Below are 22,303 nucleotides of genomic sequence, written 5' to 3'. Positions count from 1 at the left end.
CGTGCGTCAGGCGGTGTGCGCCAGGGCCCGCGTCAGCTTGTGCGGATTGCAGACCTGACGGATGCCGCGGATGCGGCCCTGCTCATCGAATTCGAGCGAGAGCACGTCGGTGCGGCCGGAGTGCCTGAGCGCGAACGCCGGCTCGCCGTTGACGTCGATCGGCTCGAGGGCGAACGGACGGATCGGATCGAACACCGCGGCCTTCGCCTGCACGCCGAGGTAGAAGCGCGCGATCTTCTCGGCGCCGAAGATCGGGTTGCGGGTCGCGGAGACGACGCCCCCGCCATCGGTCCAGAGGATCGTCTCATCGGTGAGCAGGCCGAGCAGAGCACTGAGATCACCGCCCTGCACCGCATCGACCAGGGCGGACAGCGCCTGGGGGTCGGCGGCACGCGGCGGTGTCGCATCCTCGTCGAGCCGCAGCCGGCGCTCGCCGCGCGAGATCAGCTGCCGCACCGCCGCCGGGGACTTCTCCAGGATCTCGGCGATCTCCGTGGCCGGCATCCCGTAGGCGCGGTGCAGCACGACGGCGGCGCGCGCATCGGGCGCGAGCTGCTCGGCCAGATGGAGCAGGGCGAGCGAGAGCATCTCGCGATCGGCGACGGCATCCTCCGGCAGGCGCGAGGTCTCCACGGGTTCCGGCAGCCAGTGGCCGGTGTAGTCCTCGCGCACGGCGGCCAGCGATCTCACCCGGTCGATGGAGCGGCGCACGCAGGTCGTCGTGAGCCAGGCCGGCCAGGAGCGCACGCCGCCGGCATCCGTGCGCTCCGTCCGCAGCGCTTCGATCGCGACCTCCGAGACGACGTCCTCGGCGTGGCCGAAGTCGCCCAGCATCCGGTAGGCGATGCCGATCAGCCTGCCGCGCTCCGCCTCCCAGGCGCGCGCGGCAGGTGTCGCGACGGTGGTCATGGAATCAGGCTACGACCCCGTCAGACGATCGGATGCTTGTCGTCGACCGGCGGCCGCATCTCAGTCGCGATCGCGATGCGGTTCCACACGTTGATCGTCGCGATCGCCATCACGATGGCGCCGAGTTCGCCCTCATCGAAGTGCTCGGCGGCGGCGTTCCAGATCTCGTCGGTCACGGTGTCCGGCCCGAGCTTGGTGATCGCGTCGGTCAGCGCGAGGGCGGCGAGCTCCTTCGGCTCGAACAGGTTCTTCGCGTGCTGCCAGGCACCGACCGCGTGCAGAGTGCGCTGCGGGATGCCGCGCTTGGCGCCGTCGGTCGCGTGCATGTCGACGCAGAACCCGCAGCCGTTCAGGATCGATGCCCGCAGCTTGATCAGCTCGTACAGCCGCCTCTCCACCGACTTGCTGGCGTATGCCTCCATCCCGAGCACCGCGGCGTAGCCGAGCTTGTTCGTGCGTGCCATGTCGATCCTGGTCATGATGTTCCTTCCGTGGCGTTCGTTCGCCTTCACCCTCTATGTCGGATGGCGGCGCGGAAGTGTGACATCCGTCATCCGTCTCCTGCTCATCGCTCACCCTGCGACAATGGAGGACCGAGCGATCGACCCGAGGAGTCCTCTTGCGGTACATCTCCACCCGCGGCGGCATGACGCCGCAGCCGTTCAGCGAGACGCTGCTCGAGGGACTCGCTCCCGACGGCGGCCTGGCCGTTCCCGAGCGGCTGCCGCAGGTCGACGCCGAGACTCTGGAGCGCTGGCGCGCCCTCACCTACCCGCAGCTGGCTGCGGAGGTGCTCGGCCTGTTCGCCACCGACATCCCGCGCGAGGACCTCGCGCGGATGACGGCCGCCGCCTACGCCGACTTCCCCGACGCGGTCGTGCCGCTGCGCTCCATCGGCGACGGCATCACCCTGGTCGGGCTGTCCGAGGGGCCGACGCTGGCGTTCAAGGACATGGCCATGCAGTTCCTCGGCCAGGCGCTGGACTACGTGCTGGAGCGCAAGGACCGGGTGCTGAACATCGTCGGCGCCACCTCGGGCGACACTGGCTCGGCCGCCGAGCACGCGCTGCGCGGCAAACACCGGGTCTCCGTGTTCATGCTCTCGCCGCAGGGCCGGATGAGCTCGTTCCAGCGTGCGCAGATGTACTCCCTCGACGACGCGAACGTGCACAACATCGCCGTCGAGGGCGTGTTCGACGACTGCCAGAACCTGGTCAAGAAGCTCGCGGGCGACCTCGAGTTCAAGCGCGCGCAGCACCTCGGCGCGGTCAACTCGATCAACCTGGGCCGCATCGCTGCGCAGGTCGTCTACTACTTCTGGGCCTGGCTGCGGGTCACGGATGCCGTGGAGCCGGAGTTCCGGTCCGGCTTCGAGGTCTCCTTCACGGTGCCGTCCGGCAACTTCGGCAACATCCTCTCAGGGTTCTTCGCCAAGGGCATGGGCGTGCCGATCCGCAGGCTCGTGCTGGCCGCCAACGAGAACAACGTGCTCGACGAGTTCTTCCGCACCGGCGTGTACCGGCCGCGGTCGGCCGCCGACACCCACGCCACCTCCAGCCCCTCGATGGACATCTCCAAGGCGTCCAACCTGGAGCGCTTCATCTTCGAGCTTCTCGGACGGGAGCCGGAGCGCGTCGTCGAGTTCTTCCGCGCGATCGACGAGCAGGGATTCGTCGACCTCTCCGCCGAGCAGCCGCGCTTCGAGGCTGAGTTCGGCATCGTCAGCGGCACCTCCACCCACGCCGATCGGCTCACCACGATCCGCTCGGTGCACGAGGCATCCGGTGAGATCATCGACCCGCACACCGCCGACGGCGTCAAGGTCGCCCGGGAGTACGTCGAGACGGACGTGCCGATGCTGGTGCTCGAGACGGCCAAGCCGCAGAAGTTCGCCGAGACCATCACCGAGGCGATCGGCGTCGAGCTGGAGTTCTCGCCGGAGCTGCAGCGGATGCTGGCCGCCCCGCAGCACGTCACCGAGATGGCTGACGACGAGCAGGCGCTGCGCGCCTTCGTCGCGGCGAACGCCCTGCGCTGAGCCGGTCCGCTCCGTCCCGGGGCGCTCCGTTCCGATCCGAGCTGAGTCGCGCGACGATCCACGCTGCGCCGAACCGGCCCGAGTCCGGGACGGCGAGCACGACCGCGCTGAGCAGCACCATCACCGGATACTGGGCGATGAGCTGGTCCGACCCCCAGTAGAGCGCCAGCGTGGCGATGGAGCCGAGGGCGACCAGCCGGGTGAGCACACCGGCGATCAGGGCCAGTCCGAGCAGCACCTCGAGTGCCGGGATGGCGAGGCCGAAGGCATCCGGGAGCGCCTGCATCGTGGCGCGCACGGGGGCGAACCACCACGGTGCGCGCGGATTCGACGCGGTGCCGTCCGCCACCAGCAGGATGTCCGCCGCGCCGAAGCCCGCCCGGTACTTCTCCGCGCCCTCGAGAACCCACAGCACGCCGACAGCCACCCTGACCGCGCCGCCGAGCAGCGGCGCAGTCAGGGCGGGCAGGGCGTTCATGAGAGCTTCGCGGCGCCGAACACCGCCTTGGCCTTGTCGCAGTGGATCACGACGTACGAGTACATCGAGGTGTCGATCCCCGCGAGCATGAACGTCTGCGATTCCTTGTCGAACGCGACCGCGTCGATCTCCTTGCCCGCTCCGACGGCGGCCTCGTCGGTGCCGCTCGTGAGGTAGACGTGCAGGTCGGGGCCCTCATCCGATGAGAAGCCCGAGAGCTTGAGCTCGCCGTCCTCGACGCTCGCCATGCCCGCGACGGTCTTGCCGTTCAGCCCCTCGAAAGAGCCCGTCATGGGGGCGGCCATGGGCGTCGAGCCGGAGTCGCTGTCCTGACTCATCGGCGCCTTGCTCGGCGTCTCGGCGCCCGGCGTCGAGCTGCAGCCGGCGAGCGTCAGCCCGAGGGCGATCACGGCGACGGGGATCGCGGCGGTGAGGGTGTTCTTGCGCATGATGTCTCCTGGTTCTGCCGATGAGGTCGCGTCGGCCTGCCTTCGACGGTAGGGAGAGCGCGGATGCCGGCGGCGGGAGCTTTCAGAATCGTAAGAACCTGCCTCCGACCGGCCTTCGCGCGGTTAGTGTCGAGCGCATGGACAGCAGCCGAGTCGTGGTCGTCGAGGACGATCCGGTCGTCCGCGGCGCGGTCGGCGACTACCTGCGTGCTCGCGGCTACACCCTCGACGCGTTCGCCGACGGGGTCGCGGCGCGCGAGGCGATCGGCGCTGAGATGCCCGACCTCGTGATCGTCGACCGGATGCTGCCCGGCATCAGCGGAGATGAGCTGTGCCGCGCGATCCGCGAGCGCAGCGATGTCCCGATCATCATGCTGACCGCCCTCGGAGAGGTGGAGCAGCGGATCGAGGGGTTCGAGGCGGGCGCCGACGACTACCTCGCGAAGCCCTTCGCGCTGCGGGAGCTCGAGCTGCGCGTGGATGCGCTGCTGCGCAGGTCGATGCGCGCGCCCGCGCCGCCGGCGTTCACCGCGGGCGACTTCGAGATCGACGCGGCGAAGCGGAAGGCCCGCGTGCGCGGCGCCGAGATCGCTCTGACGGGGCGCGAGTACGAACTGCTGGTCCACCTCGTCCGCAACCCGGATCGCACGATCTCACGGGACGAGATCCTGCGCGAGGTCTGGGGCTGGAGCTTCGGCGAGCCCTCCACCGTCACCGTGCACGTGCGGCGGCTGCGCGAGAAGATCGAGCAGGATCCGCGTGAACCCCGGTACCTGCACACCGTGTGGGGCGCGGGCTACCGGTTCTCGGCGAAGGCGACGGACCTCTGATGCCCGAGATGATCCCGCTCGGAGTCGTCGACGTGCTGCTGATCGCCGGCACCGGCCTGGCATGCACGGTCGTCGTCGCCGCTGTCGCCCTGCTCCTGCTGCGGTGGGCCCGCGGCGGCTCGATGCTCGTGCAGATGCTCGTGCTCGCCTCCGTCGCCGCGGTGTCGATGGCGGCCGCGGTGCTGCTCATCTCGGTTGAGATGTACATCTCACCGCACGACCTCAGCGTGCTGGTGTGGGTGATCGGCACGTCGCTGCTGTTCAGCCTGCTCGCGGCCTGGCTCGTCGCGCGGCTGACGCGCGCCCGACTCGTCCGGATCAGCGATGCCGTGCGCCGGGTGGGGGAGGGCGACGTGGTCGCGGCGGAGCCGCACGGGCTACGCGAGTTCGACGATCTCTCCGCGGAGCTCGCCGATGTCTCGGAGCGGCTGCACGCCGCGCGGCAGGAGCTGGAGCAGCTGGACTCCGCCCGCCGCCGCTTCTTCGCGTGGATCTCGCACGATCTGCGCACACCTCTCACCGCCGTGCGCGCGCTGTCCGAGGCCATCGAGGACGGCGCCTCCGCCCAGCCGGAGCGCTACGCGGGCGAGGTGCGTGCGCAGATCGACACGATGAGCCGTATGGTCGACGACCTGTTCGAGCTCTCGAAGCTCACCTCGGGGGCGGTCCGGCTGCGCACGCAGCAGGTGGAGCTGCTCGACGTCGTCTCGGACGCGGTCGCGGATGTGCGGCTGGCAGCGGAGCAGCGCGGTGTCACGATCGTGGAGCGGGGCGTGGGCGGTCACGTGCTGTGGGCCGACCCGCATCAGCTGGGCAGGGTGGTGGTGAACCTGCTCACCAATGCGGTCCGGCATGCACCACGCGACAGTGAGATCCTCGTCACGGCGACGGAGCTGGACGAGCAGCGCCTCGTGCTCGGCATCCTTGACCACGGCTCGGGCGTCGCGACGTCGGATCTGGATCGCATGTTCGAGGTCGGCTGGCGTGAGGACGCTGCCCGCCCCACGACCGCGAACGACCCCGTCGCGTCCGGGGCGGGGCTGGGACTCGCGATCGCCCGTGGTCTGGCCCGCGCGCACGGCGGAGACGTGTACGCCGAGCGCACCGGTGAGGGATTCCGGATGAACGTGCTCATGCCCGTCGGAGACGACCCCGCGCCCGGCTGAGTCGCGCCCCTGCATCGAAGGGCCGCTGCCGCCGAGAGAACGGGACTTCGCCGAACGCACGGCTTGTTCGCGTGAGGTTCCCGTGCACTCGGTGAGGTGCCGTGCTCTCGACGTGGAGAAAGGGTGAGCTCAGCGCTTCTTCGGCGCCTTCGGCGGCAGGGCGGAGACGTGCGCGTGCACACCCGCGACCCAGCCGGCGGCGTCCTCGCCGGCCGGGATGCTGAGATAGCCGCCCATCGGGCGCTCGGCCGGGCCGAAGGGCCCGGCCCCCGCGGCCGCGAGCTGCTCAGCATCCGCAGCGGCGAGCTTCACGCCGATGTCAGCGCCGAACAGCCCCGCGAACATGTTCCCGTTCACGAACGCGCCGAGCTGGCCGAACATCGGCTTCACGTCGGCGACCCCGCTCTCCGTGAGCGCGTGCAGAGCATCGCGGAACCGCTGTTTGTCGGCATCCGTCGCCTTGGGCATTTTCATGAGCATGATTCTGCACCGTTCTCGGGTCCGTGCACGTCCGAATAGGCTGGCCCGATGAGCACCGTCCGCCCCGGCATCGCCGAGCGTCTGTCCCGGATGATCCAGCTGCCCACGGTCTCGGCCGAGCTCGAGCAGCGCGGGCTCGAGCCCTTCCAGGCCTTCGAGCGGCTGATCGCCGAGCAGTACCCGCTCGTGCACGAGCACCTCGCACTCGAGAAGCACACCGACCTCGGGCTGCTGTTCCATTGGAAGGGCCGGGACGCGGCATCCGATCCGGTGGTGCTGATGGCCCACTACGACGTCGTGCCCGTGGACGAGTCCGACCCGTGGACGCATCCGCCCTTCGAGGGAAGCATCGCCGACGGCCGCGTGTACGGTCGCGGGGCGCTGGACGACAAGGGCCCGCTGATCGTCGTGATCGAGGCGGTCGAGAACCTGCTGGCCGACGGCTTCACTCCGGCGCGGGACGTGTATCTGTCGTTCGGTGGCAACGAGGAGAGCTTCGGCACCGCCGCGCTCGCCATCTCGGACGCGTTCCGCGAGCGCGGGATCACCCCGTGGCTCGTCGTCGACGAGGGCGGTGCGGTGGTCGACTCGCCGCTCCCGTTCGTGCCCGGCGGCGCGGCCATGATCGGCGTGGGGGAGAAGGGCATCGTCACGCTGCGGCTCTCCACCCGCGGCGACGGCGGCCACGCCTCCACTCCGCCGACCCTCACGGCCGTGCGGCGCATCGCCCGCGCCGTCGACCGCCTGGACCCGTCGATGTTCCCGGCGCGCACGCCGAAGGCGATCAGCCGGATGCTCGCGCAGTTCGCCACCCGCACGCCGGGCGCGGCCGGCTTCGGGCTGAGGGCGCTCAGCCGGATGCCGATGATCACGGCGCAGCTGTTCGCGCGCCTGGGCGGCGAACCCGCGGCGCTCGTGCGCACCACGGTCGCCGCGACCATGCAGTCCGGCGGGACCGCGGCCAACGTCATCCCCTCGCAGGCATCCGCCACGATCAACCTGCGCCTCGCCCTCGGCGAGACCGTCGACGGCACCGTGCTGCGGGTGCGCGACCGCATCCGCGATCCGCAGGTGGCGATCGAGGTGCTCGACGGCAGCGATCCCTCTCCGGAGTCCGCCACCGACGGCGCCCCGTGGGACCTGCTCGCCGATGCGCTGGCGGTGTCGCATCCCGGCATCCCGGCCACGCCGTACGTGATGATGGCGGCGACCGACTCCCGGCACTTCCATCGCTTCGCTCCCGCGGTCTACCGGTTCGCACCGCTTGAGATGTCATCCGTGCAGCGCGCCGCCATCCACGGGGTCGACGAGTACGTCGAGATCGAGGCGCTGGAGCGCGGTGAGCGGTTCCATCGCGCGCTCCTCGAACGGCTAGGGTGATCTCACCCGCCCTTCGTCTCGTCGCTCCGCCCCCGCTCAGGAACCGGGATGACGAGCATCCTGCTGGACCGCCCGAACAGGAGGCGCGATGACGCGCACCGCATCCGCCCGCGCGACGCTCGGCGCACTCGCCGCCGTGGTCGGCTTCCTCGCCTTCGTCGAGTTCACCAGCGGCGTGCTGCAGGGCTACTACACGCCCATGCTCACGGACATCGCCCGGCACCTCGGCATCCACGACGCGGACGTGAACTGGCTCGAGGGCGCCCAGCTGATGCTCTCGGCGCTCGTCGTGCCGGCGTTCGCGAAGCTCGGCGACATGATCGGGCACAAGCGGATGCTGCTGGTCTCGACCGCGCTCACCGCGGCGGCGGCCCTGGTGCTGCCGTTCACCGACTCGTTCGTCGTCTTCCTGATCGGCTGGGCGCTGATGGGGTTCTACGTGGTGTGGCTGCCGCTGGAGATCGCGCTGATCTGGTCGCGGTCGCGCTCCATGGAGGGCCGCTCGGTGATCACGGCACGGGCGGCGGGCATGCTCGTCGCGGCCCTGGAGACCGGCGCGATCCTCGGCGCGCTCGCCGGCGGCGCGCTGATCGACATCCTGCCGCTGTGGGTGGTGCTGCTCATCCCCGCGCTGCTGATCATCGTCTGCTTCTTCGTCATCCTGTTCGGGGTGAAGGAATCGCTTGAGCTCACCGGCGGACGGCTGGACACGGTCGGCATCATCCTCATCTCGCTGGCGCTCATCGCTTTCACCGGCGGGCTCAGCCTGCTGCGTCTGCCGGGCGGCGTCACGAGCTTCTGGTCGTGGGGCGTGGTGGTGATCGGCATCCTGCTGGTGATCCCGTTCGTGCGCTGGGAGCTGCGCCACGACGACCCGGTGATCGATGTGCGGATGTTCCGCTCGCCCGCGCTCGGTCCGGTGTTCCTCACCGCCGGGCTGTTCGGGGTGAGCGTGCTCGGCGCGCAGGCACCGCTGTCGACCTTCGCCCGCACCGACCCGGAGGTGAACGGCTACGGCCTCGGCACGACAGGATTCGCGACCTCGCTGATCATCGGCATCTACCTGATCGCGATGATCACCGGGGCGCTGCTGTTCCCGCTGATCGCGCGGCTGACCGCGCCGCGGCTCACGCTGATGGGCGCCTCGGTGCTCGTCGGCGTCGGGTTCCTGCTCTTCCTGCCGTTCCACGGCACGTATCTGCAGGTGATCACGAACATGGTGATCGTCGGCCTCGGATCGGGTGCGCTGGTGGCGGCGCTGCCCGCCGCCGCGGCATCCGCTGCCCCCTCCACCCAGACGGGCGTCGCGACCGGCCTGACCAACTCGGTGAAGACCGTGGGCGGTGCGATCGCGTCGTGCGTGTTCGGCATCGCGCTGCTGAACGGCGTGGTCGCCGGCGGCGCCGAGGGCACGGCGGGATCGTTCTCGGGTTACATGACGGTGTGGATCGTGTGCGGTGCGACCGCGCTCGCCGCCGCCGTGCTGCTGGCCTTCGTCCCCAAGCAGGCGTTCACCGATCGCGCGGTCGAGGACGTTCCCGCCATCTGACCCGCGTCCGCGCTGACCCCCGCCCGCCCCCGTCGCCGAGAGCACCGGTTGCCGCCGAGTGCACCACCTGCCCACGCGGACAAGTGGTGCACTCGACGGGATGTGGTGCTCTCGGCGAGGTGTGCCGAGCTGATGCCGGTCAGTCGCCCTTCACGTTGACGATCTGGCGCAGCGTGTGCCGGATCGTCACCAGGTCGGATGCATCCGCCATCACGGTGTCGATCGGCTTGTACGCCTGCGGGATCTCGTCGATGAAGGCGTCGGTGTCACGGAACTCGATGCCCGCCATCGCCGTCCGCAGCTGGTCGTGCGTGAAGGTGCGCCGCGCCGCCGACCGGGAGTACTCCCGGCCTGCGCCGTGCGGTGAGGAGTTCAGCGACAGCGGGTTGCCCAGCCCCTCCACCACGTACGAGGCGGTGCCCATCGAGCCGGGGATGAGCCCGGGCCGACCTGCGTCCGCCTGGATGGCGCCCTTCCGCGACACCCACACCTGCTTGCCGAAGTGCTTCTCCGACTCGGTGAAGTTGTGATGGCAGTTGATCCGCTCCTGCTCATCCACCGCAGTGCCGGCGAACTCCGACACCTGCCGGATCACCCGATCCATCATCTCCTCCCGGTTCAGCAGGGCGAAGTGCTGGGCCCACCGCAGCTCCCGGATGTACCGGGTGAACTCGGGAGTGCCCTCGACCAGGTAGGCCAGGTCGGGGTCGGGAAGGTCGATCCACCACTGCTTCGCCAGCCGCTGCGCGATCGCGATGTGGTGCGTCGCGATCCTGTTGCCCACGCCCCGCGAGCCGGAGTGCAGGAACAGCCAGACCCTGTCGAGCTCGTCGAGCGACACCTCGATGAAGTGGTTGCCCGACCCGAGGGTGCCCAGCTGCAGCATCCAGCTGCCGGCGTACGACGCCGGGTCGAAGCCGTTCTTCTCGGCGAGGCCCTCCAGCTCCGCGATCCTCGGCTCTGCGGTGGCGACGACCTTGCGGTTGTACCGGCCTGCCGAGAGAGGGATAGCGCGCTCGATCGCCTCCCGCAGCGGGCCGAGGTCGCGCTGGGCGAACTGGGATGCCGTGAACTGCGTGCGGACGGCGATCATGCCGCAGCCGATGTCGACACCGACGGCGGCGGGGATGATCGCGCCGAGCGTCGGGATGACCGAGCCGACCGTCGCCCCCTTGCCGAGGTGCGCATCCGGCATGAGCGCCAGGTGCGGGTGGATGAACGGCATGCGTGCCGTGGTGTGCGCCTGATCGAGCGTCTTCTCGTCGATCAGGGACGCCCACGACAGCAGCCGTGCGGAGAGCCTCTCCATGATTCCTTTCCTTCTGTGATGTGCCGGTCACAGGTCACGGAGGATTCATGAAAAATGCCCCGGACCTGACGGTGCGGGGCATGCGAGCAGCGGATGCTGTCACACGGCGCGCGCCGGAGGGTACGACTCGTCGCGGTCGTTGCGCTTCTGGTCGAAGGCAAGGACCGTGGGAAGGGCGCGCAGTGCGGTCATTCCGTCGTCTCCTCGGCTGGCTGCTGCACCGGTCGGCGCAGCCTTGCAACCATAGGGGAGGATCGCGCGGCAGGTCAAGGGCGAATCCGCGGCGAGGTGGGCAGCTGCGGTGTGCGTAAGTCAACGGATCGGCGCACCTGCCGGGAGCGGCCGCTACGCTGAGCCGATGACCGAGCGCATCCGCAACATCGCCGTCGGCCTGATCGTGCGCGACGGGCACGTGCTCGCCGAGGAGTACTCCGAGACCGACCGGTACGGGCGATTCCTGCGTGCGATCGGAGGCGGCATCGACTTCGGCGAACGCGCCGAGGAGGCCCTTCGACGGGAGTTCCGGGAGGAGCTGGCCGTCGAGATCCAGGCGGCCGAGCTGCTCGCGGTGACCGAGAACCTCTTCACGCTCGCGGGTCGCCCTGGTCACGAGGTGGTGCACGTGTTCTCGATCCGCAGCGACGAGCTCGAGCGGATGCCACTGGACGAGCGGCGCCGCATCATCGACGGCTCTTCGACGGCCGGATGGTGGCCGCTCGGCGAGCTCGGCGACGAGACGCTGCCGATGTATCCCGACGGCATCCTCGACCTCGCGCGGAGCCTTGCGGGATGATCAGCCCGCGTCGCGCGGAGGGTTGTGCATGATCTCGAGCCGGATGCCGTTGTCGTCCTCGATGAAGCCCGCATAGTAGCGATCGGTGAACCGCGGGTACTCCTTGGGTGCCCGCACCTCCGTCCAACCCGCGGCCAGGGCGATCGTGTGGACGCGCTCGACCTCCTCACGGGACTCGACGGCGAACGCGAGGTGCTGCCAGCCGACCCGGCCGTGCACGTGCTGGCCAGGCTCGCGCGACTTGTAGAGCAGGATCTCGGGCTCGTCGGTGCGTCGCCAGTACGCGTGCTCGTCCGCGTCGTACGAGCGGGTGTATCCGAGAGCCTCGAAGACCGGGTTGAACTGCGCGGATGCCGCGGGCACGTCGTCGACGCTGATGCCGAGGTGATCGAAAGTCGCCATCCCGACAGTGTGCCGGATGCCTCCGACATCCGCGCGCGTGGGAGCGGGGACGGCAGACTGTTGCCATGACCGCCGTGACCCTCATCCGGGCATCCGCCCTGTCCGACGCCGCACAGTACGCCTACGCAGCCACCGCTCCGAAGGAGGCGCGTCTGATCTTCCTCGCCGGTGCATGTCCGTTGAACGACGACGGGTCGACGGCGGCCGTCGGCGACTACTCGGGGCAGGCCGCGAAGTGCATCGAGACACTGAAGGGAGCGCTCGCCGCCGCCGGCGCAGAGCTGAACGACGTGATCAGCACTCGGGTGCTTGTCGCCTCGAACCGGCAGCGCGATCTGGTCACGGCATGGGATGTCGTGCGCGACGCGTTCGCGGCGCACGACGTCCCGAGCACGCTCCTGGGCGTGACGGTGCTCGGCTACGACGACCAGCTCGTCGAGATCGAGGCCGTCGCCGCCGTCGTGGACTGAGTGCTACTGCGCCGCGTCGATCGAGACCATCCAGGCGATGCCGAAGCGGTCGACGAGCATGCCGAATTCCCCGCCCCAGGGCGCAGGTGCCAGGGGGATGGTGGCGGTTCCGCCGTCGAGCAGGCCGTCCCAGACACCGCGGAGCCGATCAGCGTCCTGCCCGCTCACCGACACGGAGACGCCCTGCGGCTGCTGGTACTCCATGCTCGAGGGGGTGTCGGACGCCATCAGCACCATGCCGTCGTCGGTGGTGAGCGCCCCGTGCATGACGAGTTCGCTCTCGCTCGGCTCGTAGCCCATCTCGGGCATCGATCCGAACGTGGAGATCTGGAGATCGCCGCCGAGCACGCCGTGATAGTGCTCGAGCGCCTCGCGCGCGTTGTCGCGGAATGAGAGGTAGGGGTTCAGAGTGGCCATGATTCGCCTTCCGGAGGGGACGCCGGACACGTCCGCCCGACGCAGATCAGTCTGCGACCGGCCACCGACATCGGCAAGGGGTTCTCACCCCGCCGCGGCGTCCCGCGGCGGGTTGTGCACGAACTCCAGGCGGATGCCGCTCGCGTCCTCCACGAAGGAGGCGTAGTACCGCTCGTTGAACCGCGGATAGAGCTTCGGCTCGCGCACCGCGGTCCACCCCGCCTCCATCGCGATCGCGTGCAGACGATCGACCTCCTCGCGGGACGCGACGGAGAACGCGAGGTGCTGCCAGCCGGCCTCGCCGTGGCGGTGCGGCGCGGCATCCGCTTCGTCCCGGATGGGGAAGATGATGATCTCGGTCTCGTCGCCGTTGTCCCACGAGATGCCGTTCGGCGCCTCGATGCCGAGCGTGTAGCCGAGCGCCGTCAGCACCGGGTGGAACTGCCGCCTGCCCTGTTCGATGTCGAGCACGGAGACGCCGAGGTGATCCAGAAGAGCCATGCGTCCATCCTGGCCGACGCGTCGGTCAGTGCGGTGCGTGGTACTCGGCCTCGCCGCGCTTCCAGTAGCCCTTCACCACGGCCTGCGCCGGGTCCACGTCCCAGCGCGCCAGCAGCGCGCGACCGGGCTTCACGACCGACTGCTCGGCAGCGATGAAGCAGAACGGGTCGTCGCCCACGGCATCCGCAGACCCGAGCCCGTCCAGGAACGCGATCAGCGCGGAGCCGGCGGGAGCGTCGCCGCGGTGCAGCCACTCCACCTCGACGGGAGCGTCCACGGCCACCCGATCGGCCTCCGACACGACCTCGATCACGATGCGCGCCGGAGTCCCGTCGGGGATGGCTGCGGCGAAGCGGCGGATCGCGGGGATGGCCGTCTCGTCCCCGGCGAGCAGCCACGAGTCCGGCGTGCCGGTGATCACGGCGGATCCGCGCGGACCGCCGACGCCGACGAACGAACCGAGGGGAGCGGATGCCGCCCACGGCGCGCCGACGCCCTCGTCGCCGTGCACGGCGAACTCCACGTCGAGCCAGTCATCGCCCCAGGCCAGCGGCGTGTACTCGCGGCTGGGCGATGCACGCAGCTGCTCGGTCGGGACGGGGCCGTCGGAGAAGAAGAGACGCATGTGGTCGTCGGCGCCAGGGGAGTCGAACCCCTCCAGCTCCGGGCCGCTCAGGCGCACCCGCACGTAGTGCGGCGCGAGCCACTCGCGGGCGGTCAGGGCGACGGCGCGGAAGCGCAGATCGAGGCCGCGGCGCTCGATCGTGAAGGCGGATTTCACTTCGGTCATAAAGTAAGGCTAACCTAATTCGAAGCCGGGTAAGGGTTACCTAAATTCCGGCATCCGCGCATCCGTCGCGCACCTCTCAGAAGCAGAACAGGAGACTCTCCATGTCCGTGCCCAGAATCACCTCGGTCGTCGCCCTCGGCGCCGCCGCACTCCTCGCACTCGCCGGCTGCAGCAGCGCGCCGGCGGGACAGGAAGCCAAGGAGAAGCCTGCCGCGGCGGCCAAGGCCCAGTATCCGGTGACTGTGACGGACATGGCGGGGAACGAGGTCACGATCGAGAGCGCGGACAGTGTCGTCGTCACAGACAACCGTCTCTTCCGGCTCGTGGCGGATTGGGGCATCGACCTGTCCGCAGCGCCTCGCGCTCTGATGAGCCCGGAGAACCCGCTCAAGGCGGATGAGTCGATCCTCGATCTCGGCACCCACGCGGAGCCCGACTTCGAGAAGGTCGTCGAGGCCGACCCCGACCTGATCGTGAACGGCTACCGATACGGCGGGCACGCCGAGGACATGAAGAAGGCAGCACCCGACGCCGCCTTCATCGACATGACCAACGACGAGCTCAGCACCGACGAGTACCTCGTCGACAGCGTCGAGCTGCTGGGCGAGGTGTTCGGCAAGCAGGACGAGGCGAAGGCGGTGATCGACGACTTCCACGCGGCCGTCGCGGCAGCGAAGGACGCGTACGACCCCGACACGACTGTCATGGGCCTGGTGACCAGCGGCAACGAGATCCGCTACTCGAGCCCGAAGGACGGACGGGGGTCGAGCATCTTCTTCGACCTGGTGGGCCTGACTCCCGCACTGCAGAGTGAGGGGTCGACGAACGACAAGGGCGATGACATCTCGATCGAGGCCATCGCCCAGTCCGACGCCGACTTCTTCCTCGTGCTCGACCGCGAGGCCGCCTTCGCGGACAGCGAGTCCTCGCCGGCCCTCGAGCTCATCAACAGCTCCAGCGCCCTCGCGAACGTCCCTGCGGTGCAGAACAAGGCCATCTACGTGATGCCCGACGACTTCTACCTCACCGAGGACATCGTGGCGTACACCACCGTGCTCGACAGCCTGACGAAGGCGTTCTCCGCATAACGCTCCACGGCCATGCATGGCCGCGTTCCACCGGATCGCGGCCATGCACGTGCCCTATGACAAAGGACCCCCTCATGGCTTCGCCCGGCGCGACGACACCGCGCGTGACGCACGTGGACGCGCTCGCCTCCCGAAGAACCACCCGCGATGACCGACGTCGGTCGTGGGTGATCAGGAGCATGCCGCTCACGATCGCGATCGTGCTGACGGCGGGCATGCTGACCCTCTCCGTGTTCACCGGCGTCGCCGACATCACCGACACCGCGGGACGCGGCCACGAGTTCGCCTGGATCACCCGCATCCCGCGCACGGTCTCACTGCTGCTCGCGGGAGCGAGCATGGCGCTGGCGGGCCTGATCATGCAGCTCCTGACTCAGAACCGGTTCGTCGAGCCCACCACCGTCGGCACGACCGAGTGGGCGGGTCTCGGGCTGCTGCTCACCTACATCGCGCTGCCGATGCCCTCGGTCATGGTGCGCATGATCGTCGCGATCGTGTTCGCCTTCGCCGGAACCCTGATCTTCTTCCTCTTCCTGCGCCGGGTCACGCTGCGCTCGTCCCTCATCGTGCCCATCGTCGGCATCATGTTCGGTGCGGTCGTGAGCGCGGTCTCCACCTTCATCGCCCTGGAGTTCGATCTGCTGCAGACCCTCGGGGCGTGGTTCGCGGGCCGGTTCACCGGCATCGAAGCCGGCCGCTACGAGCCGTTGTGGATCGTGGCGGTCGTCGCGGTCATCGTCGTGCTGGCCGCCGATCGCTTCACGGTCGCGGGGCTCGGCAAGGATGTCGCCACCAACGCCGGACTGAACTACGAACGCGTCGTGCTGCTGGGCGTCGGGCTCGTCTCGATCGTCACGGGCGTGGTCACGGTCGTGATCGGTTCGCTTCCGTTTCTGGGGCTGATCGTGCCGAACATCGTCTCGATGATCCGCGGGGACGATCTCCGCACCAACGTCCCCTGGGTGTTCCTGACCGGGATCTGGATCGTCACGATCTGCGACCTGATCGGCCGCGTGGTGATCATGCCCTTCGAGGTGCCGGTCTCGCTGGTCCTCGGGGCCGTGGGCTCGGTGGTGTTCATCCTGCTGCTGCTGCGCACAAGGAGGACCGTTGCGCTCTGATGTCTCGTTCACGCCCGCCGCCACGTCGGCGGCGCCTCTCGAAGCATCCGCTCCCTCGGCCGACCGTCGTGTCGGGTCGTTCTCCGGGCGTGCGCATCGCCGCCGCTATCTGCTGATCCTCGCGGGCCTCATCGTCGCCTCGCTCGCGCTGGTCGTGCTGGTGCTGACCTGGGGCAACAGCCAGATCCCGTTCACGGAGCGGTGGTGGCGGGTCTCGCGGATGCGATCCGAATCCCTCATCGTGATCGCGCTCGTGACGCTGTGCCAATCCTTCGCGACCGTGTCCTTCCAGACCGTCACCGGCAATCGCATCCTCTCCCCGTCGATCATGGGGTTCGAGTCGCTGTACATCCTCATCCAGACGGCGGTCGTGTTCTTCTTCGGCATCAGCGGCCTGGCCGAGATCGACGGGTTCGCGCAGTTCGTGATCCAGGCCGCGGGGATGGTGGTCTTCGCGGTGCTGCTCTACTCCTGGCTGTTCTCCGGGCGGCTTGGCAACCTTCACGTCATGCTGCTGGTGGGGATCATCATCGGTACCGGCCTCGGAGCGCTGTCGGCGTTCATGCAGCGGATGCTGGATCCGAACGAGTTCGATGTGCTGCGCGCCCGCATGTTCGGCAACGTCGGCAACGCGAACACCGAGTACCTGTGGTTCGTGATCCCGGTCTGCGTGGGAGCCGCGGGTGGGATCTGGCTGCTGTCGAGACGCCTCGACGCCGTGGCGCTCGGCCGCGACATCAGCACCAACCTGGGCGTGAACCACAAGAGGCAGGTCATGCTCACCCTGACCCTGGTGACCGTGCTCATGGCGATGAGCACGTCGCTGGTCGGGCCCATGACCTTTCTCGGCTTCCTCGTCGCGACCCTCGCCTACGCCGTGACCGACACCCACAGCCACCGCCATGTCCTGCCGGTGGCCTGGTTGCTCGGCTTCGTCATCCTCGGCGGCGCCTATTTCCTGATGAGGCAAGTGCTGCCGATGGTCGACACGGTCACCATCATCGTCGAGCTCATCGGCGGGCTCGTCTTCCTCATCGTCGTTCTGAGAAGGGGACGCCTGTGATCCGTCTGTCTAACGTCATCAAGCGCTACAGCGGCGACGTCGAGATCGGCCCGATCTCGATCGATCTGCCCGCAGGCGGGATCATCGCCCTGGTGGGACCCAACGGCGCGGGCAAGTCGACGGTGCTCACCATGATTGGCCGACTGATGGCGCCGGACTCGGGCACGGTGGAGATCGGCGGCCTGGACGTGCACCGGATGCCGTCGAAGCAAGTCGCCAGGACGGTGTCGATCCTGCGACAGGAGAACCACTTCGTCACCCGGCTCACGGTGCGGCAGCTGGTCGGATTCGGGCGCTACCCGTACAGCGGCGGCCGGCTCACCCAGCACGACGAGGACAAGATCTCCGAGGCGATCGACTTCCTGAACCTCACCGACCTGGAGCAGCGCTTCCTCGACCAGCTCTCGGGAGGTCAGCGACAGCGCGCCTACGTCGCGATGGTGCTCGCGCAGGACACCGAGTATCTCCTGCTGGACGAGCCGCTGAACAACCTCGATGCGCAGCACTCCGTGCAGATGATGCGCCAGCTGCGCCGGGCCGCGGATCGGCTCGGACGCACGATCGTGGTCGTGCTGCACGACATCAACTTCGCGGCCGCGTACAGCGACTACATCGTCGCCATGGAGAGCGGGCGGATCGCCGTGCACGGCACTCCCGAGGAGATCATCCGCGACGAGGTGCTGACCGCGGTGTTCCACACCCCCGTGACCGTGGTCGACGGACCTGGGGGGAAGTTCGCCGTGTACCACCGGTGACGGCCCCGGGTCACCGGTCCCGGTGATCCTCGGGGGCGAGGCGCGCACCACGCCGCGGCTCGCGGACGCCGGAGGCGAAGATCAGCCGGATGATGCGCTGCCGGTGCCCCGTCCACGGGGCCAGCAGCTCCAGCATCCCGTCGTCATCGGTCCGGCTGCCGGTCAGCGCGAACCCGACCTCGTGCGCGAGATGGAAGTCCCCGACGCTCACGGCGTCGGGGTCGCCGAGTGCGCGGATGCGGGTCTCGGCGGAGGTCCACGGTCCGATGCCGGGCAGGCTGGTGAGCACCCTCTCCCGCCCGTCGCCGTCGGATGCCGCGAGCACGGCGCGCTCGATGCTCGGACCGCGCATCGCCGCGTGGGCGATCGTGCGCGCCTGAGGCGGCTCGAGCCCTGCGCGATGGAACTCCCACGAGGGGATCGCCCGCCACACCTCGGAGTGCGGTGCCGCGAACATGGGTCGCGGCGTGGGCCCGGGCGCGCGCTCGCCGTTGCGGCTGACCAGATGCCGCCAGGCGCCGAACGCCTGCATGCCGGTCACCTTCTGCTCGATGATCGCGCAGGTGAGCGCGTCGAAGACCCGGCCGGTGCGGGTCAGGCGGATGCCGGGATTGCGCCTCGCGACCTCCGCGAGCCTCGGATGCCCGGAGACGTCGAATCCGCTCTGATCGTCGTCAGCACCGCACAGCGCGGGCACTCGATCGAGCGCCTCGCCCGCGCCCGGGCCCCAGGCGGTGGCGTGCACGCCACCGGACGTGGCGCGGAGGCAGAGCGTGGCGACGCCGGCATCCGTGCGGAACGCCATCCAGATGCGTCCGCCCTCGACGACCATGGTCGGATCGTTGCGGCCGCGCTGCAGCATCCCCACCGTCGCCATCAGATCCAGCGGATGGCGAGGCCGATGGACGGATTCGCGCGGGACCGCGTGCGCGGTCGGCGCGGTATCCGTCAGGGTCATACCGAAACCCTACGCGCGGCGCCTGACATCGCCGAAACCCCGTATTGTCGTCCAGACCCCGTGGTGCCGACGCCGGTATCCCGGGGTCTCGGCGGAAAGCCGGGGTCTCGGCGGAACGACCCGATCAGAAGCGGTCGGGCGAGGGGGTGCCGTGGCCGTAGCGGATGCTCACGTCGGCGTGCCGGTCGAAGCGGTAGCCGACGCCCCGGACGGTGCGGACGATGTCCTCGTGACGGCCGAGCTTGGCGCGCAGGCGGCGGACGTGCACGTCGATCGTGCGCTCACCGGGGGCGTCCTCGTCGGTCGACGCCTGCCACAGGGCGGAGACGAGCTCGGAGCGCTCGATCGTGCGGCCCTCGCGCAGCACCAGGTACTGCAGCAGCTCGAACTCCTTGTAGGTGAAGGCAGCGGACTCGCCGTCGAGCAGCACGCGCTTGCGGGAGATGTCGACGACGACGCCGGCCTCCTCGTCCTTCTCCTCCTCGACGGCGGCGTTGGCGCGGGCGATGGCGCCGGGCTCGTGCAGGGCGAGGCGCACGACGTCGAGGTCACGACCGCCGGCGGACTGCGGAGCGAGGGCGACCGTGGCGTGGGTCTCGGCGTTCGGGGCGAGCTCGGCCAGCGTGCGGCGCAGCGCGTCGACGAGGACGGGCAGGCTCACACCGGAGGCGGCCGCCTTGATCTCGTCGATGCCGACGTAGAGGGCGAAGCCGCGCGGGGAGCGGATCGAGGGGAGGTCTGCAGCGGCGTCGGCAGCGGAGATCACGCGGACGGGGGCGGTGACGGGACGCTCGAGGAGGGCGGTGTTCGACATGATGATGGTCCTTGGAGGGATGCGGGAGCTGTCGGGCTCCGGATGCGTTGCATGAATGACCGGGATGAGCCGGTGGGAATGAGCGCGTCGGGTGGGCGCTCAGAGACCTGCCCCTCAGATGGAGGGACGAAAACAGGTCAATCTGTCTTGTTGCGCCTTAGCAACACATTCGGCAACACATGCCAACGCGACCGGGCATCATCATCCCGGCAGTCCTGTTCGCCTCCTGGGCGGACAAAGGGCTTGCGTTGGTGGTCATGGGGCCGATTATTTCTCATCGTGTCCCTCTATGTCAAAACGGGTCATTCCGGGCGTCGTCATACGGCGTAACGTGAGGGCGTGACCCACCCCGCGCATGCCCCCCGATTCGACCTGAAGAACGAGCAGGATGCCGCGCGCTACACGCTCACCCGCGACGGCGCCCTCGTGAGCGTGCTCGACTACCGGGACGACGGCCGCACGATCGCGCTGACCCGTGCGTTCACGATCCCGACGTTCCGCGGGAACGGCTACGCGGCCGACATCGTCGCGGGAGCCGTGGCCGACATCGAGTCCCGCGGCGACCGGAGGATCGACCCCGTCTGCTGGTACGTGTCCGACTGGTTCGAGGCGCACCCGGACAAGGCGTTCCTGCTGCGCGGACGCTGATCCGCGGCATCCGTCGCGCTTGCTCCCCGGCATCCGTCCGCCACGCGATTTCTGGACTCGGACTCGTAACACCCCGTCACGGGACGGCCCCGGTCGGTCTCCGCCGGGGTTAGTCTCGCTGAGCACGCAATCGTGACGCTGGGGAACGCATTCACAAGATGCTTGAAAAGGAAGAGCACATGACGCTGACGAAGAGATCGCTCACCGCCACAGCGGTGCTGGTGGCGGGGATCCTCGCACTGGGCGGCTGCGCCGCCACAGCCGAGCCGACCACCGGGAACGCGAAGGTCGACCTGGCCACCATGAAGGACGAGTTCTACAAGGCGACCGATCCGAGCAAGAGCCCCGCCGCGGCCAACGCCCGCACCGACGCCTTCGTCACCACGATCAGCAAGCCCGGCGGCGTGTTCCTCCCCGGCTTCTACGACAACGGCTGGGACGGCAACGCCGTGCAGCCGATCTTCGCCTCGCTCGTCGTCGTCGATGACGCGGGCAAGCCCGTCGCCGACCTGGCCGACAAGTGGGAGGTCTCCGACGACGACCTCACCTACACCTTCCACCTGCGGAAGGGACTGACCTTCAGCGACGGCTCGCCGCTCACCGCCGACGACGTCGCATTCACCCTCACGCTGCTGAACGACCCGCAGTACGCCGGTGGCACCGACTTCAGCGACATCGTGATCAAGGGCACGGACGAGTACAAGAACGGCTCCGCCACGTCGCTCTCGGGCATCGAGGTGGAGGACCCGCAGACCATCCGGATCACCACCGAGAAGCCCAACCCGCTGGCGCTGCAGACCCTGGGCGGCCAGGTGATCTCCAAGGCGTACTACGGCAAGGACTACAAGAAGGGGCAGCTCGACTACCTCAAGGCGCTGTACGGCAAGCCCCTCGGCGCGGGCCCCTACGCCCTCGACGAGTACGTCGAGGGCCAGGAGATCCGCTACAAGGCGAACGAGCACTACTACGGCGGCAAGCCCGAGGTCCCGCGCGTGATCTTCAAGGTCGTCTCCAGCGACAGTGCGCTGCAGAACTTCCAGAACGGCGACATCGACCACGGCGGCTTCGGCAGCGACCCGGCCGTGCTCACGCAGCTGAAGGGCCTCGGGTTCGCGAACATCCGCGCCCGCGTCGTGCCCGACATCGGCGCGATCTGGGTGAACAACAAGAAGCCCGCGCTCGCCGCCACCGAGGTGCGTCAGGCGCTGTACTACGGTCTCGACCGTCAGCAGATCGTGGATGCCAAGTACAAGGGCCTCGGCCAGGTCGCCGACGTGTTCGCGGCCCCCACCCAGTGGTCGTTCACCACTGAGGGCGTCACCAAGTACGCGTACGACCCGAAGAAGGCCGAGAAGCTTCTGGACGACGCGGGCTGGAAGAAGGGCTCCGACGGCGTCCGCGAGAAGGACGGCCAGAAGCTCAAGCTGAGCTACATCACCACCAAGGACGACGACCCGATCATCCCGATCGCGGAGAGCACGTACACCAAGATCGGCATCGACTTCGTGCCGGAGGTGCTCGACTCCAACACGGCGTTCGACCGGCTGTACAACGGCGACTACGACCTGGCCGGCTTCCGCACCGACGGACTGTCCGACCCCGACGACGCCGTCAGCGAGTTCGGCACCGACGACCCGGACATCAACGTGTCCGGATACCAGAACGCCGAGGTCACCAAGCTCATCAAGAAGGGCATCTCGTCCTTCGACGAGAAGGAGCGGCAGAAGACCTACACCGAGCTGTACCAGAAGCTCAGCCAGGATCCGCCGATCATCCTGATCGACTACCGCAAGTCCCTCTCCGCCTGGAACGCGCGCATCGAGGGCGGCGACAAGTACGTCACCGGCAGCGGCGAAGCGGCGCTCGCGCTGGCGAAGCTGAAGATCAAGAACTGA

At 69.0% G+C, this 22,303-nt stretch carries 25 protein-coding genes; 13 read left to right on the top strand and 12 right to left on the bottom strand.

Going from position 1 to position 22,303, the window contains the following annotated elements:
• Positions 1-6 precede the first annotated feature (6 nt).
• Entirely contained in the window at positions 7-909 is a 903-nt protein-coding gene (locus ACTJJ4_RS10835) for a sigma-70 family RNA polymerase sigma factor (protein WP_440943323.1), read from the bottom strand.
• 20 nt (positions 910-929) lie between these two features.
• Positions 930-1,373 (bottom strand): carboxymuconolactone decarboxylase family protein, encoded by a 444-nt coding sequence (locus tag ACTJJ4_RS10830; protein ID WP_440943322.1) that lies wholly within the window; start codon positions 1,371-1,373, stop codon positions 930-932.
• A gap of 155 nt (positions 1,374-1,528) precedes the next feature.
• Between ACTJJ4_RS10830 and thrC the strand changes: the two genes are divergently transcribed.
• Entirely contained in the window at positions 1,529-2,947 is a 1,419-nt protein-coding gene (gene thrC, locus ACTJJ4_RS10825) for a threonine synthase (protein ID WP_440943321.1), read from the top strand.
• Here thrC and ACTJJ4_RS10820 read toward each other — a convergent pair.
• Together ACTJJ4_RS10820 and ACTJJ4_RS10815 are read right to left on the bottom strand one after the other, a co-directional pair.
• Positions 2,883-3,425, bottom strand: a complete 543-nt coding sequence (locus ACTJJ4_RS10820) for a DoxX family membrane protein (protein WP_440943320.1) — start codon at positions 3,423-3,425, stop codon at positions 2,883-2,885. The genes thrC and ACTJJ4_RS10820 overlap by 65 nt on opposite strands.
• The gene (locus tag ACTJJ4_RS10815; RefSeq protein WP_440943319.1) at positions 3,422-3,874 is read right to left on the bottom strand and encodes a DM13 domain-containing protein; all 453 of its coding nucleotides are present in this window, start codon (positions 3,872-3,874) and stop codon (positions 3,422-3,424) included. Before ACTJJ4_RS10815 ends, ACTJJ4_RS10820 begins: the two co-directional genes overlap by 4 nt.
• Before the next feature lie 137 nt (positions 3,875-4,011).
• On the opposite strand from ACTJJ4_RS10815, the gene ACTJJ4_RS10810 reads away from it, so the two are divergent.
• A complete protein-coding gene (locus ACTJJ4_RS10810) occupies positions 4,012-4,704 on the top strand; it encodes a response regulator transcription factor (RefSeq protein WP_440943318.1) in 693 nt (230 codons plus the stop codon).
• Complete coding sequence (locus tag ACTJJ4_RS10805) at positions 4,704-5,870, top strand: sensor histidine kinase (RefSeq protein ID WP_440943317.1); 1,167 nt, start codon at positions 4,704-4,706, stop codon at positions 5,868-5,870. The genes ACTJJ4_RS10810 and ACTJJ4_RS10805 overlap by 1 nt, the downstream gene beginning before the upstream one ends.
• Positions 5,871-5,999: 129 nt before the next feature.
• Here the strand turns inward: ACTJJ4_RS10805 and ACTJJ4_RS10800 are convergent, their stop codons facing one another.
• Positions 6,000-6,344, bottom strand: a complete 345-nt coding sequence (locus tag ACTJJ4_RS10800; RefSeq protein ID WP_440943316.1) for a TfoX/Sxy family protein — start codon at positions 6,342-6,344, stop codon at positions 6,000-6,002.
• Positions 6,345-6,398: 54 nt separating this feature from the next.
• On the opposite strand from ACTJJ4_RS10800, the gene ACTJJ4_RS10795 reads away from it, so the two are divergent.
• Positions 6,399-7,730 (top strand): M20/M25/M40 family metallo-hydrolase, encoded by a 1,332-nt coding sequence (locus ACTJJ4_RS10795; RefSeq protein ID WP_440943315.1) that lies wholly within the window; start codon positions 6,399-6,401, stop codon positions 7,728-7,730.
• A gap of 88 nt (positions 7,731-7,818) precedes the next feature.
• Positions 7,819-9,279, top strand: a complete 1,461-nt coding sequence (locus ACTJJ4_RS10790; RefSeq protein WP_440943314.1) for an MFS transporter — start codon at positions 7,819-7,821, stop codon at positions 9,277-9,279.
• 139 nt (positions 9,280-9,418) lie between these two features.
• Here the strand turns inward: ACTJJ4_RS10790 and ACTJJ4_RS10785 are convergent, their stop codons facing one another.
• The gene (locus tag ACTJJ4_RS10785) at positions 9,419-10,588 is read right to left on the bottom strand and encodes an RtcB family protein (RefSeq protein ID WP_440943313.1); all 1,170 of its coding nucleotides are present in this window, start codon (positions 10,586-10,588) and stop codon (positions 9,419-9,421) included.
• Positions 10,589-10,946: 358 nt separating this feature from the next.
• Here ACTJJ4_RS10785 and ACTJJ4_RS10780 point away from each other — a divergent pair, with 358 nt between their 5' ends.
• Positions 10,947-11,381: an NUDIX hydrolase gene (locus tag ACTJJ4_RS10780; protein ID WP_440943312.1), complete on the top strand. Its 435-nt coding sequence runs from the start codon at positions 10,947-10,949 to the stop codon at positions 11,379-11,381.
• Here the strand turns inward: ACTJJ4_RS10780 and ACTJJ4_RS10775 are convergent, their stop codons facing one another.
• Positions 11,382-11,783 carry a VOC family protein gene (locus ACTJJ4_RS10775; RefSeq protein ID WP_440943311.1) on the bottom strand — a complete coding sequence of 134 codons (402 nt, stop codon included), beginning with the start codon at positions 11,781-11,783 and terminating at the stop codon, positions 11,382-11,384.
• A gap of 65 nt (positions 11,784-11,848) precedes the next feature.
• Here ACTJJ4_RS10775 and ACTJJ4_RS10770 point away from each other — a divergent pair, with 65 nt between their 5' ends.
• Complete coding sequence (locus ACTJJ4_RS10770) at positions 11,849-12,253, top strand: Rid family hydrolase (RefSeq protein ID WP_440943310.1); 405 nt, start codon at positions 11,849-11,851, stop codon at positions 12,251-12,253.
• 3 nt (positions 12,254-12,256) lie between these two features.
• Here ACTJJ4_RS10770 and ACTJJ4_RS10765 read toward each other — a convergent pair whose 3' ends face one another.
• The 3 genes from ACTJJ4_RS10765 to ACTJJ4_RS10755 all read right to left on the bottom strand — a co-directional run bounded on the left by ACTJJ4_RS10765 (position 12,257) and on the right by ACTJJ4_RS10755 (position 13,961).
• Entirely contained in the window at positions 12,257-12,670 is a 414-nt protein-coding gene (locus ACTJJ4_RS10765) for a VOC family protein (RefSeq protein WP_440943309.1), read from the bottom strand.
• 84 nt (positions 12,671-12,754) lie between these two features.
• Positions 12,755-13,171, bottom strand: a complete 417-nt coding sequence (locus tag ACTJJ4_RS10760) for a VOC family protein (RefSeq protein WP_440943308.1) — start codon at positions 13,169-13,171, stop codon at positions 12,755-12,757.
• 25 nt (positions 13,172-13,196) lie between these two features.
• Positions 13,197-13,961 carry a siderophore-interacting protein gene (locus tag ACTJJ4_RS10755; protein WP_440943307.1) on the bottom strand — a complete coding sequence of 255 codons (765 nt, stop codon included), beginning with the start codon at positions 13,959-13,961 and terminating at the stop codon, positions 13,197-13,199.
• A gap of 101 nt (positions 13,962-14,062) precedes the next feature.
• On the opposite strand from ACTJJ4_RS10755, the gene ACTJJ4_RS10750 reads away from it, so the two are divergent.
• The 4 genes from ACTJJ4_RS10750 (at position 14,063) to ACTJJ4_RS10735 (ending at position 17,988) form a co-directional block, all read left to right on the top strand.
• A complete protein-coding gene (locus ACTJJ4_RS10750) occupies positions 14,063-15,049 on the top strand; it encodes an ABC transporter substrate-binding protein (protein ID WP_440943306.1) in 987 nt (328 codons plus the stop codon).
• Between the two features lie 179 nt (positions 15,050-15,228).
• Complete coding sequence (locus ACTJJ4_RS10745) at positions 15,229-16,170, top strand: ABC transporter permease (RefSeq protein ID WP_440943644.1); 942 nt, start codon at positions 15,229-15,231, stop codon at positions 16,168-16,170.
• Positions 16,160-17,233 (top strand): iron chelate uptake ABC transporter family permease subunit, encoded by a 1,074-nt coding sequence (locus tag ACTJJ4_RS10740; RefSeq protein WP_440943305.1) that lies wholly within the window; start codon positions 16,160-16,162, stop codon positions 17,231-17,233. The genes ACTJJ4_RS10745 and ACTJJ4_RS10740 overlap by 11 nt, the downstream gene beginning before the upstream one ends.
• On the top strand, positions 17,230-17,988 hold the full coding sequence (locus tag ACTJJ4_RS10735; RefSeq protein WP_440943304.1) for an iron ABC transporter ATP-binding protein: 759 nt from the start codon (positions 17,230-17,232) through the stop codon (positions 17,986-17,988). The genes ACTJJ4_RS10740 and ACTJJ4_RS10735 overlap by 4 nt, the downstream gene beginning before the upstream one ends.
• A gap of 10 nt (positions 17,989-17,998) precedes the next feature.
• Here the strand turns inward: ACTJJ4_RS10735 and ACTJJ4_RS10730 are convergent, their stop codons facing one another.
• Together ACTJJ4_RS10730 and ACTJJ4_RS10725 are read right to left on the bottom strand one after the other, a co-directional pair.
• Positions 17,999-18,946: a DNA-3-methyladenine glycosylase family protein gene (locus tag ACTJJ4_RS10730; RefSeq protein ID WP_440943303.1), complete on the bottom strand. Its 948-nt coding sequence runs from the start codon at positions 18,944-18,946 to the stop codon at positions 17,999-18,001.
• Positions 18,947-19,070: 124 nt separating this feature from the next.
• Positions 19,071-19,760, bottom strand: coding sequence for a winged helix-turn-helix domain-containing protein (locus ACTJJ4_RS10725; protein WP_285635137.1), 690 nt, complete (start codon positions 19,758-19,760; stop codon positions 19,071-19,073).
• Positions 19,761-20,099: 339 nt separating this feature from the next.
• Between ACTJJ4_RS10725 and ACTJJ4_RS10720 the strand changes: the two genes are divergently transcribed.
• Both ACTJJ4_RS10720 and ACTJJ4_RS10715 read left to right on the top strand, forming a co-directional pair.
• Positions 20,100-20,408, top strand: a complete 309-nt coding sequence (locus ACTJJ4_RS10720) for a GNAT family N-acetyltransferase (protein WP_440943302.1) — start codon at positions 20,100-20,102, stop codon at positions 20,406-20,408.
• 179 nt (positions 20,409-20,587) lie between these two features.
• Positions 20,588-22,303 carry an ABC transporter substrate-binding protein gene (locus tag ACTJJ4_RS10715; RefSeq protein WP_440943301.1) on the top strand — a complete coding sequence of 572 codons (1,716 nt, stop codon included), beginning with the start codon at positions 20,588-20,590 and terminating at the stop codon, positions 22,301-22,303.

Source organism: Microbacterium sp. 22195, assembly GCF_052056515.1.
Taxonomy (GTDB): domain Bacteria; phylum Actinomycetota; class Actinomycetes; order Actinomycetales; family Microbacteriaceae; genus Microbacterium.
This window is presented reverse-complemented; position numbering and strand designations above follow the sequence as displayed.